Below are 15,868 nucleotides of genomic sequence, written 5' to 3' on the forward strand. Positions count from 1 at the left end.
GATGGGCCGGACGAATCCCACCTTCCGTGACTTCCTGTCCGACTACGAGGGCCGCTGGCGTGACTACCGCCGCGCGCTGCGCCACGAGACCGGCGAGGACTTCGACCGCCTGTTCGAGCGCGCCCGACGGCACGCCGACGCGGCGGGGTACGCCAACGACCCCGACCGGGAACTGCTGGTCGTCGTCTCGATGCTGCTGGCCCACGAGACGGAACTCCGGCGGCTCCGGGAGCGGGTGGTGGCCCTCGAGGCGGCCGCTGAGGGCGACGATGGGGCGTGACAACCGATGGCGTTTGCCTTCGAGGTGACCGCCGACGGCGTCCGCGTCTGGAGCCGCGACCCCGACGAGGACGCCACCGTCCGGACCGACCGCGCGTATCGCCCCTCGCTGTTCGCCGCCGGGCCCGACGACGCCCTGACGACCCTCGAGGCGCGCCTGGCCCGCGACCCGAAAGTCGAGGCCACGAGCGTCGCGTCCCGGTACACCTCGCTCCGGGACGACGCGCCGAGCGACGTTCTCCGGGTCGACACCGTGCCAGGGTCGGTTCGGCAGGTCGCCCGCGAGATACGCTGCGTCCACGAACCCGACGCGTGGGCGCCCGGGACTGTTTGCCTGTACAACGTCGACCTGGACCCGACCGCCCGCTACTGTCTCGAGACGGAGACGAGTCCGGTCCCCGAGGCCGACCTCCGCTCGCTCTCGCTGTCGCTGCCGACGGCCGCGCTGGCCGACGGGGACCTGACGGCGCTGACCTGCGAGAGCGAGGCGCTGGCTCCCGACGCCACCAGCGACCGGGCCGTGCTCCGGGCGCTCGCCGACAGCCTCGCCACGCGGGACCCCGACGTGCTGGTGCTGTCGAGCGCCGACCTCGTCCCCCTGCTTTCCGACCGGGCCGACGAACAGGGTGTCGACGTCTCGCTGGGCCGACAACCGGGCTACCGGCGACTCGCCGGCGCGAACACCTACCAGAGCTACGGCCGCGTCGGGCACTCGCCGGCGCGGTACGCGGTCCCAGGCCGGGCCATCGTCGATCGCTCGAACAGCTTTCTCTGGGACGAGGGCGGCTTACCGGGATTACTGGACCTCGTCGAACGGTCGTGGCTCCCGTTGCAGGCGCTCTCGCGCTCCTCTATCGGGACGGTGTTCACCGGCATCCAGATTCGTGAGGCCTTCGAGCGTGGTGTGCTGGTCCCCTGGCGGGCCTGGGAACCGGAGGCGTTCAAGGACGCCCGGACGCTCCACGACGCCGACCGCGGCGGGTTCACGTTCGAACCCCACGTCGGATTTCACGAGGACGTCGTCGAGGTGGACTTCGCCTCGCTGTACCCCCGTATCATGTGCGAGTACAACCTCAGTCCCGAGACGGTCCGGTGTGACTGCCACGACGAGTCGGACGTGCCGGGCTTGGGCTACAGCGTCTGTGGCGACCCCGGTTTCGTCCCCTCGGTCCTCCGCCCCATCCTCGACGACCGGGCCGAGATCAAGGCCCGCCTCGCCGACGCCGACCCCGACTCGGTGGAAGCCGACGGACTGGAGGCCCGCTCGGGCGCGCTGAAGTGGATTCTCGTGACCTGTTTCGGCTACCAGGGCTATCGCAACAGCAAGTTCGGGCGCATCGAGTGCCACGAGGCCATCAATGCCCACGCTCGTGAGATGCTGCTGGACGCGAAAGACACCCTGGAAGCCGGCGGCTGGCGCGTCCTGCACGGCATCGTCGACAGCCTCTGGGTGACGCCCCGAGTCACCGACCCGACGCCCATCGCCGAGCTCACGACCGCCATCTCCGCCGACGCTGGCATCCCGCTGGAACACGAGAACGACTTCTCGTGGGTCGCGTTCGTTCCGAAACAGGACGGCCGCGGCGGGTCGCTCACCAGCTACGTCGGGAAGGTCGCCGGCCGCGACGAGTTCAAGATTCGCGGACTCGCCGCCCGCCGGCGCTCAATCTGCGGGTTCGTCGCGACCGCCCAGCGTGACCTCCTGCGGACGCTCGACGCCCACCGCGACCCTGGTGCTGTCTGTGACCGCCTCGCCCGGCACGTCGCCCGCCTCGAAGCGGGGACCGTCGACGCCGCGGACCTCGTCGTCCGGACGCGCGTCTCGAAGTCACTCGAGGGGTACGACCGCCGCTCTCGCACGGTCGCGGCGCTCGAACGCTACCGCGACCACGGTATCGAGCGCCACCCCGGCCAGGACGTCCGCTACGTCGTCGTCGACGACGGCGTCCGCTCGCGCGAACGGGTCCGCCTGGACTTCGAGGCCGGCGGCGACTACGACGCCGGGTTCTACCGCGAGCGCCTCGTCCGGGCGGCCGGCGAGGTGGTCTCGCCGCTGGGCTGGGACCGCGACCGGGTGCGGGCCTACCTGCGGGACACGCGCGATACGACGCTCGGGGCCTTCGAGTGACTCAAAACCGTATCTGAGCGTTCGCTATCTCTTTTCGGTGTCCGCGAGACGGGACGCGTATGGAAGTCGAACACGCCCTCCTCGGAGTCGTTGCCCTCCTCCTGCTCGGTGGCCTCGCGACCGCTGCCGTCGGGGCGGTGATGCTCACCGACTTCGGCCAGGACCCCGCCTTCGAGGAGACGTCGATTCGCTCGGTCGAGACGACCGACCCGTACTGCAGCGACCCGCGCACGTCGAACAGTTCCACCCGGAGCCACCCGGTCCCCGGCGGCCGCGTGATGAGCATCAACGACACCATCGCCGTCGACGCCCGCGACTCCTCGGTGTCGGTGCGCCTCCACGAGTTCGGACCGGGACGGTACGTCCTCGCCGTCGACCGCGAGCCGGGCGTGGAGACGGCCGACTGCCACCTCGAGGTCCGGTACAACGTCTCGCTGAACCTCTCGCAACCACAGGATTACACCCTGGTCATCACCCACGATGACCGATTGGTCGGCGGGTACTTCGGCGACGAGAACAGCGGTGGCGGGTTCGGCGTCTCGAGTGCGTCGGCCGCCGGCGGCAGTGCGAGCGGTCGCAGCGAGCCGACGGCCGACGCCCCGGTCGGCACGCCAGCCGGTGACCGGCGATAGGTCCGGCTCGGTGACGTCGCCGGGCTCACCGGTCCGGGCGCTCCGGGCCAGCGCGTCACGAGCGGCGACGGCGGTGCCCTCGCGTTCGGCCGTCCCTACATCCCGCGGACGGCGTCAGTGTGGCTGTCCCTGCTCGACCTGGGGCCGGGCTGCCGTCTTGCTGTCGAGGTTCGACACGCACTGCCTGCAAAAGCGGTAGCCCGACTGGTTGGGAACGCCACAGTGCGGACAGGTCACGCGCTCTGTGCTGTGGTCGTCACTCGTGGTGGGGCGTGGCTCTGCTTGCGCAGCAGTGTCGGCGACGTCGCTGTTCCGCCAGTAGGCGTACAGCATGGTCAGGACGTGGACGCCGACGAGGAGGGCGATCGCCCCGTACAGCCATTCGCTCACCATGATACGTGATAGTACGACGAGCCGACACTTGAGGGTTGTGCCGTGTTATCATGGGCTGCTGTCGGGGGTAGTGTGCCCGCCACTCGGCCGAGCGTTCAAGTACGGGGACGGGACCAGGGCCGCGTATGCTCGACCGCGTACCGGCCGGTGGTCACTGATGGGGGCGCGGACGCTCGTCGCCGTCGCCCGCGCCGACGGCCGGTTCGACTGCCGCTTCGCTCACTGGGGCGTCGACGCCGACCCGGTCGCTCAGTCGCGCCCGCTCGACACCGGGCTGTCCCCCTCACAGGTGTGCGACGCGCTCGACGCGACGGTCGAGACGCTGGTGGTCCTCGATGGGGACATGCGGACGTACTGCGTCTGCTGGCTCGACCCGGCGGTGACCGACCTCGACGACGTCGCACTCGCCAGAACCGACGACGTCGACGCTCTCCGGGACTGGTGGACCGTGGCGAAGAGTCGCGCCTGCGACGCCGTCGCCGCGGGCGTGGCCCCCGAGGTCGCCCGCGCCGGGCTGCTCGCGGCGCTCCGTCGCCGGGCCGACGCCGTCCACGTCGACGACGCGTCCTTTTTACGGGACGACCGCTAACCGCCAGCCGTGACAGCCGACCGGGCCGTCGAGACGCTCTCGTACCCCGCCCCAGCGACGGCGCTGGACCTCGTGGAACGCGGCCTCGAACGCGGCGCGCTGGTGACGCTGTTCGGCACCTGCACCGTCGAGTACGAGGGCCGCGCGGCCAGTTCGCTCGGCCCGGGCGACCGCCACGTGATGCTCAAGCCCGACGGTGCGGCGCTGGTCCACACCGACGAGGGTCAGCAGCCGGTCAACTGGCAGCCGCCGGGGTGTGACCACGCCGTCGCCCTCGCCGACGACGCGCTGGTCGTCACCTCCGACCGGTCGACCCCCGACGAGCACCTCGAGGTGACCTTCGAGACGGTGACCCACGCCGCCGCCTTCGACGGCACCGACCCGGAGGACCTCGCGCTGACCGGGACCGAGGCGGACCTGAAGGACCGCATCCTCGAGGACCCGGCGCTGGTCGAGGCCGGGTTCACGCCGCTCGCGACCGAACGCGAGACGCCGGCGGGAGCCGTCGACATCTACGGCGAGGACGACGCCGGCCGGACCGTCGTCGTCGAACTCAAACGCCGTCGGGTGGGGCCGGACGCCGTCGGCCAGCTCGACCGGTACGTGGGCGCACTCCGCCGGGACTTACACGCCGATACGGACGTCCGTGGCATCCTGGTCGCGCCGTCGGTCACCGACCGCGCGCGACAGCTACTGGCGGAGAAGGGGCTCGAGTTCGTCGCGGTCGAACCCCCCGGTCGGTAGTACGGAGCGACCGAACGACGGTGGCTCAGTCGACCGTGACGTCGGCGACTGTCCTGACGACCGCTTCCGCGACAGAGGGCGGGGGACCTTGCTCGGTGTCGGTCTGGGCTGTCGTCGACTCGTGTTCCGATGTTCGTTCCATGCAGAACGCTACCACCTGACGTATACCACTAACTCACCTCACACGGAACCCGCTCCGCCCGCCGGCCAGTCACTCGACGTCGTCTTTGAGCGCCGCCAGCGTGTTGAGCGCCTCGAGCGGCGTCATCGTCGCCACGTCGGCCTCGCGGAGGGCGGCCTCGACGCTGTCGGCTGCCTCGGTGACCGGGGTTGATTCGGCCCGGGTGTTGTCGTCGCCGGTCGTCGCCGGGTCCGTCCCCGCAGCGTCGTCCAGTAGCGCCCGGGACCGCTCGACGACCGACTGGGGGACGCCGGCCATGCTCGCCACCTCGACGCCGTACGAGGCGGCCGCCGGGCCGGGCGCGAGCTCGTGGTCGAAGACCACCTCGCCTCCCTCTCGGCTCGTCTCGAAGTGCCGGTTGGTCGCGCCGGGCAGGTCCGCGGCCGTGTCGGTCAGGTCGTGGTGGTGGGTCGCAAACAACGTGTACGCCCCCACCTCGTCGTGGAGGTACTCGGTCACTGCGCGGGCGATGGCCAGGCCGTCGGCCGTGGAGGTGCCCCGACCAACCTCGTCGAGCAAGACGAGCGAATCGGCCGTCGCCGCGTCCAGGATGGTCGCCAGTTCGGTCATCTCTATCATGAACGTCGACCGGCCGCCGGCGATGTCGTCGCTGGCCCCGACGCGGGTGAAGATGCGGTCCAGAATCGGGAGGTCGGCCGACTGCGCAGGGACGAAACTCCCGGCCTGGGCCAGCAGGCAGACGAGGGCGACCTGGCGCATGTAGGTCGATTTCCCGCTCATGTTCGGGCCGGTGACGACGGCGAAGAAGGGGTCTTGCGGGTCGTCCCCGTCGGCGCGTGGGCCGCTCCCGAGGTGGGTGTCGTTCGGGACGAACGCGTCCTGCGTGCGCTCGACGACGGGGTGACGGCCCGCGGTGATGTCGATGCCCTCGCTCCCGACCGTCGGCCGGCAGTAGTCGTAGCGGGCGGCCACCTCGGCGAAGGAGACCAGCACGTCGAGCCGAGCGAGCCGGGCGGCGAGCGCCTGCACCCGCTCGGCCTCTGCGGCGACGTCGTCGCGCACCGCACAGAAGATGTCGTACTCCAGGTCGTCGGCGGCCGTCTCGGCCCGCAGAATCTCGTCCTCGCGTTCCTTGAGCGCGGGCGTGTAGTACCGCTCGCTGTTCTTGAGCGTCTGGCGGCGCTGGTAGTCGTCGGGCACCGAATCGAGATTCGCGTCGGTCACCTCGATGTAGTAGCCGTGGACGCTGTTGTGGCCGACCTTCAGCGAATCGATGCCGGTGCGCTCGCGTTCGCTCTCCTCCAGGTCGGCTATCCACTGTTTGCCCGATTGTTCCGTCGAGCGCAGCGCGTCCAGTTCGTCGTCGTACCCCTCGCGGACGACCCCGCCCTCGGTCACTTGCTGTGGGGGGTCCGGGCGGATGGCCGCCTCGACCTCCTCACGCGTCTCGGCCAGCGGGTCCAGCGTCGCCCCCAGGTCCGCGAGCAGTCGGGCGTCGGCCCCGTCCAGAGCGTCGCGCACGTCCGGGACGACGGCGAGCGTCGACGCGAGCGAGCGCAGGTCACGGGCGTTGGCTCGCCCCCGCGAGACCCGCGAGATGAGGCGTTCGAGGTCGTACACCTCCGTCAGCAGGTCGTGGAGGCGCTCGCGGGTCGCCGGGTCGCGCTGGAGTTCCGCGACGGCCCCGTGGCGGGCCTCGATGCGCTGTTCGTCGAGCAGCGGCCGGCGGAGCCAGTCGGTGAGCTTCCGCCGGCCGAGCGCACAGGCAGTCTCGTCCAGCGTCTCGACGAGCGTCAGGTTCTCGTGGCCACTGACCGACCGGCGCTCGAACAGCTCCAGGCTCTCGACGGCGACGGCGTCCAGCAGCATGTACTCGCGGGGGTCGTAGCGCGTGAGGTGGTTGAGGTAGTCGAGCGTCCGCTCGGGGTCGGCATCGGGGTCGACCGGCTCGCCGTCGGGCCCGACCGCCCCGGCGCTCCCGCGGGTGTACTCGGCGTAGGCCAGCAGCGCGCCCGTCGCCCGCAACTCGCTGTCGCCCGAGAGCAACCGGTCGGGCGGGCCGAAGTACCGCTCGACGCGCTCGCCGGCCTGCTCGCGCCCGAAGGCCGTCTCGTCGTACGCGGTCACAAGACAGGCCGGGCCGAAGACGGCGTCCTCGTCGACGTCGACATCGGGGCCGACGATGGCCTCTGCGGGCCCGAAGCGTCGCAGCTCGTCGCCGGCCGCCGTCTCGCTGCCGACGCTGGTCGCGTAACAGTCCCCCGTCGAGACGTCGAGCAGCGCCAGACCGTAGTCCTCGCCGGCGGCCAGCGCGGCGACGTAGTTGTTGTCCGCGCCGGCGAGCAGTTCGGCCTCGGTGAGCGTCCCGGGCGTGACGATGCGGGTCACCGCCCGCTCGACGACGCCGCTGACTGCCTCGGGATCTTCGACCTGGTCGGCGACGGCCACCCGGTAGCCCGCGTCCAGCAGCGTCTCGATGTACGACTCGGCGTTGTCGATGGGGATGCCCGCCATCGGATACTCGCCGGTCGAGTCCGTCCGCTGAGTCAGCGTAATCTCACACAGGCGGGCGACCCGCTCGGCGGCGTCACAGAAGGCCTCGTAGAAGTCTCCGACCTGGAAGAGCACCAGCGACTCGTCGTACTGCCGGCACAGCTCGAAGTACTGTGCCATCATCGGCGTCAGCTCGTCCTCGAGCTCGGCCATCTGCTCGGGCGGGCCAAGCGCTGCGTCCATACGTCACTTCCTGACTGCGGCGGGGAAATACTCCACGGTCGGCCGGGTCACTCCTCGTGCTGGTCGGCGTCGTCCAGTGGGTCTGCCGGCTCGTCGCTGGCCGTCTCACGGTCGGGCTCCGTCGGGCGCTCGTACCGGTACCAGCAGTTCTCGGTCAGGACGAGACAGGCGTTCCGTCGCTCGTCCTCGATGACGCGGTTGTTCGTGTCGATGGCCACGTCGACGAGCCCCTCGAGCGAGTCCACGTCGACGACCGTCGAGCCGACCGCGGTCTCCGGGACCCGTCCGGTGGTGATCCACTCGTCGAACTCGTCACGCTCCGACCGGTAGGCCAGCCACGCTCGCTCCCCTGTCGACACGGACAACGTGCCGCGGCGTTTCCCCACCACGAGGCCAGCGAGTGCCCCGACGGCGAGGACACCGAGCAGCGGCCCGCCGACCGTCCACAGCGGCCCGCGGTCTACCGCGACGCGCACTCGCTCGGTCTGGACCTCCGACTCGGTCACCAACCCGGGGTCCTCGACCCGGTAGGTGCCGCCCTCCGCGACGATGGGGAGCCGATAGGTTCTGGTCGCGTCCACCTGCTGCCCGTTCCGGGTCCCCGTGACCGTCGTCCGAGCGACCAGCGCGACGCCGACGTCGCCGGGCGTCCCGCCCAGTCGTTCGTCGATGCGCTGTGCCCGCTCGATAGCCCCCGTGACGTTCGTCGAGAACGGCGTTCGCGCCCGGTCACCCGGCGTGAGCGACTCGGCCCGGCGCTGGTTCAACCGCTCTTCGACCGACCAGTAGACCGTCCGGTTGCCGTCCCGGTCGGTCGAGACCGACCGCATGACCAGCGAGACGGTCGTGTTGGTGGCGAGTGAGCCCCCATCGCTCGCCGTGTAGCCGTACGTGAAACTCCCGTTCAGCCGCGGCGTCAGCCGAGTGTAGTACACCGAGCGGTTCTCGAGGACCGTTCCCGTCTCGTACACGTCCGTGCCGTTGACGACTGTCGCGCGGTGGTCGAACGCCCCGCTCGATTCCCAGCGCGCGGTCTCCCGCGTCTCCATCGTGCTCCCCGGGTCGACGTGTGCCGCGTACGTGAGATACCCGCCCAGTGCGGCGACGAGAACCACGGCCACGACGACGACCCGGAGGTTGTCGGCCGCCGCTCTCCGGAGCCACCTCCCCCAGCCCATGTTGTGTCCACTACTGGTTGCAGATTGGTAATTATTTGGTTTGCGATACTACCTGACCCGAGTGTAGAGTTGGTGGAGTCTCGACTGCTTCTCCCGGGAGCGCGTCCGGAGGCGGCTCCGCCCGAGGCCGGTGCCGACGAATATCCCGACAGGAACAGCGAGCAGGACGTCGATGACGACGATGGGTGCCCACGGATGGACGTCGTACAGCGCTTCGAGATGGGCTGGCGGGAGGACCGACAGGTACCGGTACTCGGTCACGAACCGCCGATAGTAGCCCGTCTCCGGCGGTGCCGAGAGGGTCAGGGTGGCGTTGACCGTCGTTTGCGACCCCGCTCGTAGTTGGTTCGGGGCGACCGTCGCGCCGTCGCTCGTCTCGAGGAAGACGTCGACCGGGACGAGTCCGGCGTTGTGGACCGAATACTCGACTGTCTCGCTGGTCCCGGCAGCGATGACCCGCGCACCCGGCGAATCGGACTCGGCGCTCACGACGCCCAGTTGCTGTGTCCCGCTCGGTGCCACCATGCCGGCGGTCGCGCCCGCGACGACGAGCGCCATCAGCCCCACGACCACGAGAACCGTGCTCGTCCCGGTCTCGCGCTGTCGCTGCCGCTCGCGGTCCGTCCCGTCCTCGAACAGGCCGAGCAGGACGTACGCGAGCACCGACGCGCCGAACAGCAGGTACGCCAGCCCCTGGACGCCGAGGAGCGACCGGGTCCCGAACGCCGCCGCGAGTCGCGTCTGGACGGCGGTCAGTGCGCCGCCAGTGGTCTCGACGACCGTCCCGAGCTCCGGAATCACCACGACGTCGCCGCCGGCCCGCCACGCGACGGCGACGACCTGTGCGCGCTTGACCGGCGGTTCGTCGCCCTCCTGGTCGGTGAAGGGGTTCGCGTCGCCCTTCGTGACGAACCCCCGGTCCGTCTCACCGACGACGCGATGCGTCGTCAGCCCACCCCCGTTGAGTTCTTCGGCCTCGAAGACGACGACGTCGCCCCGGTCGACCTCACCTGCCACGTCCGCAGGCACGGCCACGAAGCCGTCACCCGGCTCTAGCGTCGGCGACATACTCCCCGTCTCGACGTAGCCGAGGAGAATCGGCTGGCCGAGGACGCTCCCCGCGACGAGCGCGAGGACGGTCAGTGCGACTACTGCCTCCACGCCGACGACGAGCGCGCTCCGAGCGTTCGACCCCATCCCTGAACTGCCACCCAGACATACACTGTATCGTACTGACCTGTAAAAAATCGACAGGGTCTGTTCGGTTACGAACCCGATGTCCGCGACGAGTGTCAGGGTCCCGTCGGGACGTGACTGTACAGACCGACTCCCAGCGAAGCAATGAACCCGAAAGCGGAACTGCTCACTCGGCCTTGATGGTGAGCGTGCCGCCTCCGACGTTGCCGTTACTATCGTTTGGTGACTCGACGACGGCCACGTCGATATTCGCAGTTCCGCCCGACCCCATCGTCGGGTTGCGGACGGCAAAGTAGATGCCCTCGCCGTCGCTCAGGTCGACGTTGGCCACGTCGTTGACCTGCTGGACGTTTCCGCCATCACCCTGAACAGAGGCCGTCAGCGAGTTTGGCCCCTGGTTCGTAATGGTCACGACTCCCAGGACCCGCGTCGCTGCATCTTGATTGAACGCCGAACCGCCGTTGCCGTTGTTCGACGTGCCACCGAGATTGATAGTCAGCTCGCCGTTGTTGTCGGTGACGTACTTGCCGTCACCATCGAGTTTCAGATACGCGGAATTGTCGCCGGTCGTGTCGACCGTAACTGTACGGTCGGCTTCGGCATACGAATACGCACCAGTACCCATTGCAGCGGCCGAGCCGGCCGCGAGCGATCCCGCACCGATGAGGAATTTGCGTCGTTTCATTGTTCTACCTCGCCTGCACGCCCACCCCCACGAGTCGTCCGCGGGTCGGACGTGCTATCTGAGCCCAGTGGCGGCATCCCCGTTGTAGTCATGTCTTTGATAGGACGGGTGGCACTGATTGAACAGACGCATAGAGTCGTTTCTCCGACCACCGCCGGCATCTATCACTGTTATCCGCCGGTCGCGCTCTTGGGACTGGCTGGAAAACAGTGATTGAAACCGCTCAAACTGTTGATTTCTGTAGGTAGCGACAAATCCGACACGTCGTCGCCGGACTCGCTCAACAATCGACGGACGGCCTCGGGATTCGATTGAAGCGTCAATATGTTTAATAGCCTGAAGTTCGACGATTGGAACGTAATCCACATCCTCCACGGTTGTCGTGGAGACGGTACCCACGGGGGTGGGTCGACTTCATGAGCAGGACACAGTCACATCCAGCAGGAGCCGGGGAACAGCAGGGGGACGAGGTGCGAGCCGAGCCGCAGTCGGATTCGGCGTCCGAGACACTTTCCAGAGACGAGGTGTTCGAGACGCTCAGCAATCGGCGGCGGCGGTTCGTCCTGCATCACCTCCAGGACGCCGACGAGTCGGCGCCGCTCTCTGAAATCGCGGAACAGGTCGCCGCGTGGGAGAACGACTCCACCGTGGACGCGGTCTCGTCCAGCGAACGCAAGACCGTCTACACGTCGCTCCAGCAGTTTCACCTCCCGAAGATGGACGAGATCGGCGTGGTCAGCTACGACAGCCGCGAGGGGACGGTGGCGCTCACCGAGGCCGCGACCGACCTCGACATCTACCTCGAAGTCGTCGACAGCTACGACATCCCCTGGAGCTTCTACTACGTCGGACTGAGTGCCATCGGGAGCGTCATGGTCGCGCTCTCGGCCGTCGGGGTCGAACCGTTCGCGGCCGTCCCGTTCAGCGGCTGGACGGTGTTCGTCCTGACCACGCTGACCGTCTCGGCGGTGGCTCACTACCTCCGCACGCGCCGGATGCGACTCGGTTCGGACAGCCAGCCGCCGGAGGTGCGTCAGTGATGCGACGGCGGGCGTTCGGTGCCCTCGCGGTGGCCGTGGCGCTCGCCCTCGTCGTCAGCACTGGCGGCGTCAGTGCCGTCGACGCAGATCGCGACGTGAGCGTCCGCGTGGTCGACGCTGATGAGGCCTACGTCGGTGCGAACGCCTGTCAGCGCCAGCCCAGAACACCGACCACCAGCCAGTCCGAAGCATCGACCAACAGCCAACCCAAAGCACAGACCAACAGAGGCAATCCGGTCGCAGTCCGGCTCACGAACCGGCTGGACGACCCACTCGACGGCGCGACGGTCACCGGACTCGACGACGGACGATTCGTCCCGCGGCAGGACGCTTCGCGACCGTTCGACGGGTTCGTCTGGCCCGGCGAGACGGTCGAGGCGACGGTGACCTTCGAGTCGGCGGTCGACCACCTGCTGGTCCAGACACGCGCAGCCGACGGGCGCCTGACTGCCGAAGTCCGCGTCACGGTCCACTCCCGGTCGCATCCAGACTGCTCGTAGCGGTCGACCGGCGGTCGTCAACGCTTACTGTTGCGATGACGTATATAGCGCATGTCGCGTGCCGAAGCGAACCGACCGGTCACGATCGAATCGCGCGCCGAACTCGACGAGCTGCTCGCCTCGAACCCGCGGGTGCTCGTGATGGTCCGGACCGCCGGCTGTGCCATCTGCAAGTCGATGGACCCCATCATCGACAACGTCGCTCGCGCGACGGACGTGGCGGTGGTTGATTTCAACCCGAAAGCCGACCTCGACGCCGTCGCCGAGTTCGACGTGCGCAGCGTCCCGACCTTCCTGCTGTTCGACGACGGCGACCTGATCGACCGCATGGCCGACGGCTTCGTCCCGACCGAGGACCTGGTCGCGTTCGTCGAGCGCTAGTTCTCGTCCAACCGGACGGTCACGACCGGTACCGGCGAGCGCCGGACGACCGCCTCCGCGACGCTCCCCACCAGGTAGTGGTCCAGCCCGGTCCGGCCGTGGGTCCCCATCACCACGAGGTCGACTGGTTGTTCTTCGACGTAGTCGACGATGACCGACTTGGGGACCCCCTCGCGGCGGACCTGCTCGACTTCGATGTCGTCCGGGAGCGCGTCGACGGTGTCGGCGATCGCGTGGGCCGACCGCTCGCGCTCTGCCTCGAGCCACGCGTCCGTCGAGAGACCGCTCGTCGGGCTCTCGAAGCGATTGCGCGTGTCGACCACCGAGAGGACGTGGACGGTGGCGCCGAAGCGCTCGGCGATGGCCGCGGCGTGTCTCGCTGCGGCTCCGATGCCCTCGCTCCCGTCGGTCGGGAGTAGAATCGTGTCGTACATACGCGGAAAAATCACCGGGTCGGTAATAGGCGTCCCGGCTGCGGACCGTCGACCCGACTCAGCCGCCGAGGTAGAGCTTCGAGACGTCGTCGTTGTCCAGCAGCGCCGAGGCCTCGTCCTCGAAGCGGACGGTCCCCTGGTCCAGGACGTAGCCGCGGTCGGAGATGCCCAGTCCCTTCGTCGCGTTCTGCTCGACCATGAGGATGGCCGTCTCGAGGTCGTTGACCGCCTGGACGTGGCCGAACACCTCGTCGGCGGTGTTCGGTGCCAGGCCGGCCGACGGTTCGTCGATGAGCAACACGTCCGGTTCCATCACCAGTGCGCGGGCGAACGCGAGCACCTGGCGCTGGCCACCGGAGAGGGTCGATGCGTTCGCCGAGCGCTTCTCGTCGAGCAGCGGGAACCGGTCGTACAGACGGTCGATGACGTCTTCGAGGCCGTCTTTCCGGGCGACGCCGCCCATCCGGAGGTTCTCCTCGATGGTGAGGCTCCCGAACACGTTGTCGGTCTGTGGGACGTAGCCGATACCCTCGCGGACGATGTCCTCGGGGGCCATCCCGCCGATTTCGTCGCCGTGGTACGTGACGGTCCCCTCCCACGGGGTCAACATGCCGAAGGCTGTCTTCAGTACGGTGGACTTCCCCGCGCCGTTCGGGCCGATGAGACAGACGATTTCCTCCGGGTTCAGATGGAGCGTCAGGTCGTCGAGCACCTGGACCTCGCCGTAGCCGCTGTCGACGTGCGTCAGTTCGAGGACGGGGGCGTCGCTCATACGTTCCCTCCCAGATAGGCGTCGATGACGCGCTGGTCGGTCTGGACCGCCCTCGGCGGCCCCTCCATGAGGACGTGGCCCTGGTCTAAGACGATGACCGGGTCGGCGAGTTTCATCACGAAGTCCATGTCGTGTTCGATGAGCAAGAACGTGGTGCCCTGCTCGTGGAGTCGCTGGATCTGCTCTGCGAGCTTGTTGCGCAGCGTCGGGTTGACCCCGGCAGCCGGCTCGTCCAGCAAGAGGAGCTCCGGCTCGGCCAGCATCGCCCGGGCCAGCTCGACGAGCTTCATCTGCCCGCCGGAGATCTGGGTCGCCGGCTGGGTCGCGAGGTGGTCGATCTCGAACTCCTCTAAGATGCGCTCGGCCTTCTCCAGGTTGGCCGCCTCGCGCTCGCCGACCGTACCCGGTCGGAAGAACAGGTTCAGGAACGACTCGCCGGGCTGTTCGCGCGGACCGACGAGCATCGCCTCGCGGACGGTCATCCCCTCCAGTTTCCGGGGGGTCTGGAACGTCCGGATGAGGCCGTGGTCTGCCACTTCGTACGGTTCCATCCCCGTCACGTCGACGCCGTTGACCTTGACGCGGCCGCCGTCGGGCTCGTAAAAGCCAGAGATGAGGTTGAACAGCGTCGACTTCCCCGCGCCGTTCGGACCGATGAGGCCCGTGATGGTGCCGCGTTCGACGGCGAACGTCGCGTGGTCGGTCGCGGTCAGCGCGCCGAAGGACTTCTGGAGGTCCTCGACCTCGAGGACGACGTCCTCTTTCAGTTCCGGGTCCGTGGCGCCACGGTCGGCTTCCGCCACCTCGGCGTCACTCATCGTCACCACCTGCCTTGGTCTCTCGGACGCCGGATCTCAGCTTCGAGGGCGGGTCGTTGACCACCTTCGGCCAGATGAGCTCCCGCTGTGGCGGGAGGACGCCCTGTGGCCGGTACCGCATCAGCACCACGATGAGCACACCGATGAGTAGGAAGCGAAGCGGCGCGACGTTCGACGAGATGAAGCTCAGGTCGAACTGGAGCGCGACGACGCCGAGGTCGAGGACGAACCCCGAGAGGCCGCTGAGGAACCGGGTCCCCTCGCGGATGGTGACGATGACGACGCCACCGAACAGCGCTCCGCGGTTCGACCCGCTGCCGCCCAGGATGACCGCCACCCAGACGTAGAAGGTCGTTACCGGATCCAGGTCGCCCGGGCTCACGAACAGGTTCAGGTGCGCGTAGAACACGCCGGCCAGCGCCATGATGACGCTGCCCAGCACGAACGACTGCATCTTGAACCCGTAGGTGTTCTTCCCGAGCGCCCGTGCCAGGTCCTCGTCGGACCGGATGGTCCGGAGGACCCGTCCCCACGGCGAGCGGTGGGCCCGCCGGAGGACGCCGTAACTGATGCCGACGAACGCCATGACGACCACGACGTTCAACAGCGCTCCCCAGAACGGCGTCTCCAAGACGAGCTCGGTCCCCGGGAACGGCCGTATCACCAGCCCTGGCATCTGCTGTGGGAGCGTCGCCAGGACGGGCCATCCCTCGAAGAACGGCGGGATGCCCCGGACGCCGGCGCTCCCGTTGGTGATCTGACGCTCGTTGAGGACGACCAGCCGGACGACCTCCGCGAGACCGAGCGACGCGATAGCGAGGTAGTCCGCGCGCAGTCGTAGCGTCGGGATGCCGATCGCCAGCGCAATGATGGCTGCGACGACGAGCGCCACGAACAGGCCCACGATCGGGAGATACCCGCCCGCGATGGGCGAGGAGTCGGCGCTCATCAGCGACGTTCCGTAGGCACCGATGCCGAAGAACGCGGCCACGCTGAAGTTGATGAGGCCGCTGAACCCCCACTGGGAGTTCAGCCCGAGCGACAGCAGGGCGTACATCCCCGCGATGCCGACGAGGAAGAGGAAGTACGTCGGCGAGAGCGCCCCGGTCAGGAGTCCGGCGAAGAGTAAGACGGCAAAGCCCACGATAGAGGCGACGACGCCGCGCTCGGCCCGCGTGAGGTCCGCCCAGTACCCCTTCGGGTCGGAGAGGACGCCCATC

At 68.6% G+C, this 15,868-nt stretch carries 17 protein-coding genes; 8 read left to right on the forward strand and 9 right to left on the reverse strand.

The features are described 5' to 3' along the window. Position 1: 1 nt before the first annotated feature. The 3 genes from P1L41_RS06400 to P1L41_RS06410 are packed head-to-tail and all read left to right on the forward strand — an operon-like array spanning position 2 to position 3,039. Positions 2-280 (forward strand): DUF8156 family protein, encoded by a 279-nt coding sequence (locus P1L41_RS06400; protein WP_276298032.1) that lies wholly within the window; start codon positions 2-4, stop codon positions 278-280. A 6-nt stretch (positions 281-286) separates the two neighbouring features. Then, positions 287-2,407, forward strand: a complete 2,121-nt coding sequence (locus P1L41_RS06405) for a type B DNA-directed DNA polymerase (protein WP_276298033.1) — start codon at positions 287-289, stop codon at positions 2,405-2,407. A 59-nt stretch (positions 2,408-2,466) separates the two neighbouring features. Then, positions 2,467-3,039: a hypothetical protein gene (locus P1L41_RS06410; protein WP_276298034.1), complete on the forward strand. Its 573-nt coding sequence runs from the start codon at positions 2,467-2,469 to the stop codon at positions 3,037-3,039. A gap of 114 nt (positions 3,040-3,153) precedes the next feature. On the opposite strand, the gene P1L41_RS06415 is transcribed toward P1L41_RS06410, so the two are convergent. Next, positions 3,154-3,432, reverse strand: a complete 279-nt coding sequence (locus P1L41_RS06415) for a DUF7577 domain-containing protein (protein ID WP_276298035.1) — start codon at positions 3,430-3,432, stop codon at positions 3,154-3,156. 157 nt (positions 3,433-3,589) lie between these two features. Here P1L41_RS06415 and P1L41_RS06420 point away from each other — a divergent pair, with 157 nt between their 5' ends. Both P1L41_RS06420 and nucS read left to right on the forward strand, forming a co-directional pair. Then, positions 3,590-4,021, forward strand: coding sequence for a hypothetical protein (locus P1L41_RS06420; RefSeq protein WP_276298036.1), 432 nt, complete (start codon positions 3,590-3,592; stop codon positions 4,019-4,021). A gap of 9 nt (positions 4,022-4,030) precedes the next feature. After that, positions 4,031-4,765 carry an endonuclease NucS gene (gene nucS, locus P1L41_RS06425; RefSeq protein ID WP_276298037.1) on the forward strand — a complete coding sequence of 245 codons (735 nt, stop codon included), beginning with the start codon at positions 4,031-4,033 and terminating at the stop codon, positions 4,763-4,765. A gap of 211 nt (positions 4,766-4,976) precedes the next feature. Here nucS and mutS read toward each other — a convergent pair whose 3' ends face one another. From mutS to P1L41_RS06445, 4 genes are all read right to left on the reverse strand, one after another. Continuing rightward, positions 4,977-7,643, reverse strand: a complete 2,667-nt coding sequence (gene mutS / locus P1L41_RS06430; protein ID WP_276298038.1) for a DNA mismatch repair protein MutS — start codon at positions 7,641-7,643, stop codon at positions 4,977-4,979. A gap of 47 nt (positions 7,644-7,690) precedes the next feature. Next, positions 7,691-8,821, reverse strand: a complete 1,131-nt coding sequence (locus P1L41_RS06435) for a DUF5305 domain-containing protein (protein ID WP_276298039.1) — start codon at positions 8,819-8,821, stop codon at positions 7,691-7,693. 48 nt (positions 8,822-8,869) lie between these two features. Then, complete coding sequence (locus tag P1L41_RS06440; RefSeq protein ID WP_276298040.1) at positions 8,870-10,018, reverse strand: signal peptidase I; 1,149 nt, start codon at positions 10,016-10,018, stop codon at positions 8,870-8,872. A 166-nt stretch (positions 10,019-10,184) separates the two neighbouring features. Beyond that, positions 10,185-10,703, reverse strand: a complete 519-nt coding sequence (locus tag P1L41_RS06445) for a hypothetical protein (protein WP_276298041.1) — start codon at positions 10,701-10,703, stop codon at positions 10,185-10,187. Positions 10,704-11,119: 416 nt separating this feature from the next. Between P1L41_RS06445 and P1L41_RS06450 the strand changes: the two genes are divergently transcribed. Genes P1L41_RS06450 through P1L41_RS06460 form a run of 3 tightly spaced genes read left to right on the forward strand, consistent with a single transcriptional unit; the run spans position 11,120 to position 12,624 of the window. Continuing rightward, the gene (locus P1L41_RS06450) at positions 11,120-11,743 is read left to right on the forward strand and encodes a DUF7344 domain-containing protein (RefSeq protein ID WP_276298042.1); all 624 of its coding nucleotides are present in this window, start codon (positions 11,120-11,122) and stop codon (positions 11,741-11,743) included. Beyond that, positions 11,743-12,243 (forward strand): hypothetical protein, encoded by a 501-nt coding sequence (locus P1L41_RS06455; protein WP_276298043.1) that lies wholly within the window; start codon positions 11,743-11,745, stop codon positions 12,241-12,243. Before P1L41_RS06450 ends, P1L41_RS06455 begins: the two co-directional genes overlap by 1 nt. 51 nt (positions 12,244-12,294) lie before the next feature. Continuing rightward, positions 12,295-12,624, forward strand: coding sequence for a thioredoxin family protein (locus P1L41_RS06460; protein WP_276298044.1), 330 nt, complete (start codon positions 12,295-12,297; stop codon positions 12,622-12,624). Here P1L41_RS06460 and P1L41_RS06465 read toward each other — a convergent pair. Genes P1L41_RS06465 through P1L41_RS06480 form a run of 4 tightly spaced genes read right to left on the reverse strand, consistent with a single transcriptional unit; the run spans position 12,621 to position 15,867 of the window. Beyond that, on the reverse strand, positions 12,621-13,058 hold the full coding sequence (locus tag P1L41_RS06465) for a universal stress protein (protein ID WP_276298045.1): 438 nt from the start codon (positions 13,056-13,058) through the stop codon (positions 12,621-12,623). The genes P1L41_RS06460 and P1L41_RS06465 overlap by 4 nt on opposite strands. A gap of 58 nt (positions 13,059-13,116) precedes the next feature. Continuing rightward, positions 13,117-13,830, reverse strand: coding sequence for an ABC transporter ATP-binding protein (locus P1L41_RS06470; protein WP_276298046.1), 714 nt, complete (start codon positions 13,828-13,830; stop codon positions 13,117-13,119). Beyond that, positions 13,827-14,648, reverse strand: coding sequence for an ABC transporter ATP-binding protein (locus P1L41_RS06475; RefSeq protein WP_276298047.1), 822 nt, complete (start codon positions 14,646-14,648; stop codon positions 13,827-13,829). The genes P1L41_RS06470 and P1L41_RS06475 overlap by 4 nt, the downstream gene beginning before the upstream one ends. After that, positions 14,641-15,867 (reverse strand): branched-chain amino acid ABC transporter permease, encoded by a 1,227-nt coding sequence (locus P1L41_RS06480; RefSeq protein ID WP_276298048.1) that lies wholly within the window; start codon positions 15,865-15,867, stop codon positions 14,641-14,643. The genes P1L41_RS06475 and P1L41_RS06480 overlap by 8 nt, the downstream gene beginning before the upstream one ends. Position 15,868 lies beyond the last annotated feature (1 nt).

This window comes from Haloarcula ordinaria (assembly GCF_029338275.1).
Taxonomy (GTDB): domain Archaea; phylum Halobacteriota; class Halobacteria; order Halobacteriales; family Haloarculaceae; genus Haloarcula; species Haloarcula ordinaria.

Excerpts from the sequence above, each read along its gene's own strand:
- P1L41_RS06400 (WP_276298032.1), top strand. The coding sequence starts at position 2 with ATGGGCCGGACGAATCCCACCTTCCGTGACTTCCTGTCCGACTACGAG.
- P1L41_RS06405 (WP_276298033.1), top strand. The coding sequence starts at position 287 with ATGGCGTTTGCCTTCGAGGTGACCGCCGACGGCGTCCGCGTCTGGAGC.
- P1L41_RS06410 (WP_276298034.1), top strand. The coding sequence starts at position 2,467 with ATGGAAGTCGAACACGCCCTCCTCGGAGTCGTTGCCCTCCTCCTGCTC.
- P1L41_RS06415 (WP_276298035.1), bottom strand. The coding sequence starts at position 3,432 with ATGGTGAGCGAATGGCTGTACGGGGCGATCGCCCTCCTCGTCGGCGTC.
- P1L41_RS06420 (WP_276298036.1), top strand. The coding sequence starts at position 3,590 with ATGGGGGCGCGGACGCTCGTCGCCGTCGCCCGCGCCGACGGCCGGTTC.
- mutS (WP_276298038.1), bottom strand. The coding sequence starts at position 7,643 with ATGGACGCAGCGCTTGGCCCGCCCGAGCAGATGGCCGAGCTCGAGGAC.
- P1L41_RS06435 (WP_276298039.1), bottom strand. The coding sequence starts at position 8,821 with ATGGGCTGGGGGAGGTGGCTCCGGAGAGCGGCGGCCGACAACCTCCGG.
- P1L41_RS06440 (WP_276298040.1), bottom strand. The coding sequence starts at position 10,018 with ATGGGGTCGAACGCTCGGAGCGCGCTCGTCGTCGGCGTGGAGGCAGTA.
- P1L41_RS06445 (WP_276298041.1), bottom strand. The coding sequence starts at position 10,703 with ATGAAACGACGCAAATTCCTCATCGGTGCGGGATCGCTCGCGGCCGGC.
- P1L41_RS06450 (WP_276298042.1), top strand. The coding sequence starts at position 11,120 with ATGAGCAGGACACAGTCACATCCAGCAGGAGCCGGGGAACAGCAGGGG.
- P1L41_RS06455 (WP_276298043.1), top strand. The coding sequence starts at position 11,743 with ATGCGACGGCGGGCGTTCGGTGCCCTCGCGGTGGCCGTGGCGCTCGCC.
- P1L41_RS06460 (WP_276298044.1), top strand. The coding sequence starts at position 12,295 with ATGTCGCGTGCCGAAGCGAACCGACCGGTCACGATCGAATCGCGCGCC.
- P1L41_RS06465 (WP_276298045.1), bottom strand. The coding sequence starts at position 13,058 with ATGTACGACACGATTCTACTCCCGACCGACGGGAGCGAGGGCATCGGA.
- P1L41_RS06470 (WP_276298046.1), bottom strand. The coding sequence starts at position 13,830 with ATGAGCGACGCCCCCGTCCTCGAACTGACGCACGTCGACAGCGGCTAC.
- P1L41_RS06475 (WP_276298047.1), bottom strand. The coding sequence starts at position 14,648 with ATGAGTGACGCCGAGGTGGCGGAAGCCGACCGTGGCGCCACGGACCCG.
- P1L41_RS06480 (WP_276298048.1), bottom strand. The coding sequence starts at position 15,867 with ATGGGCGTCCTCTCCGACCCGAAGGGGTACTGGGCGGACCTCACGCGG.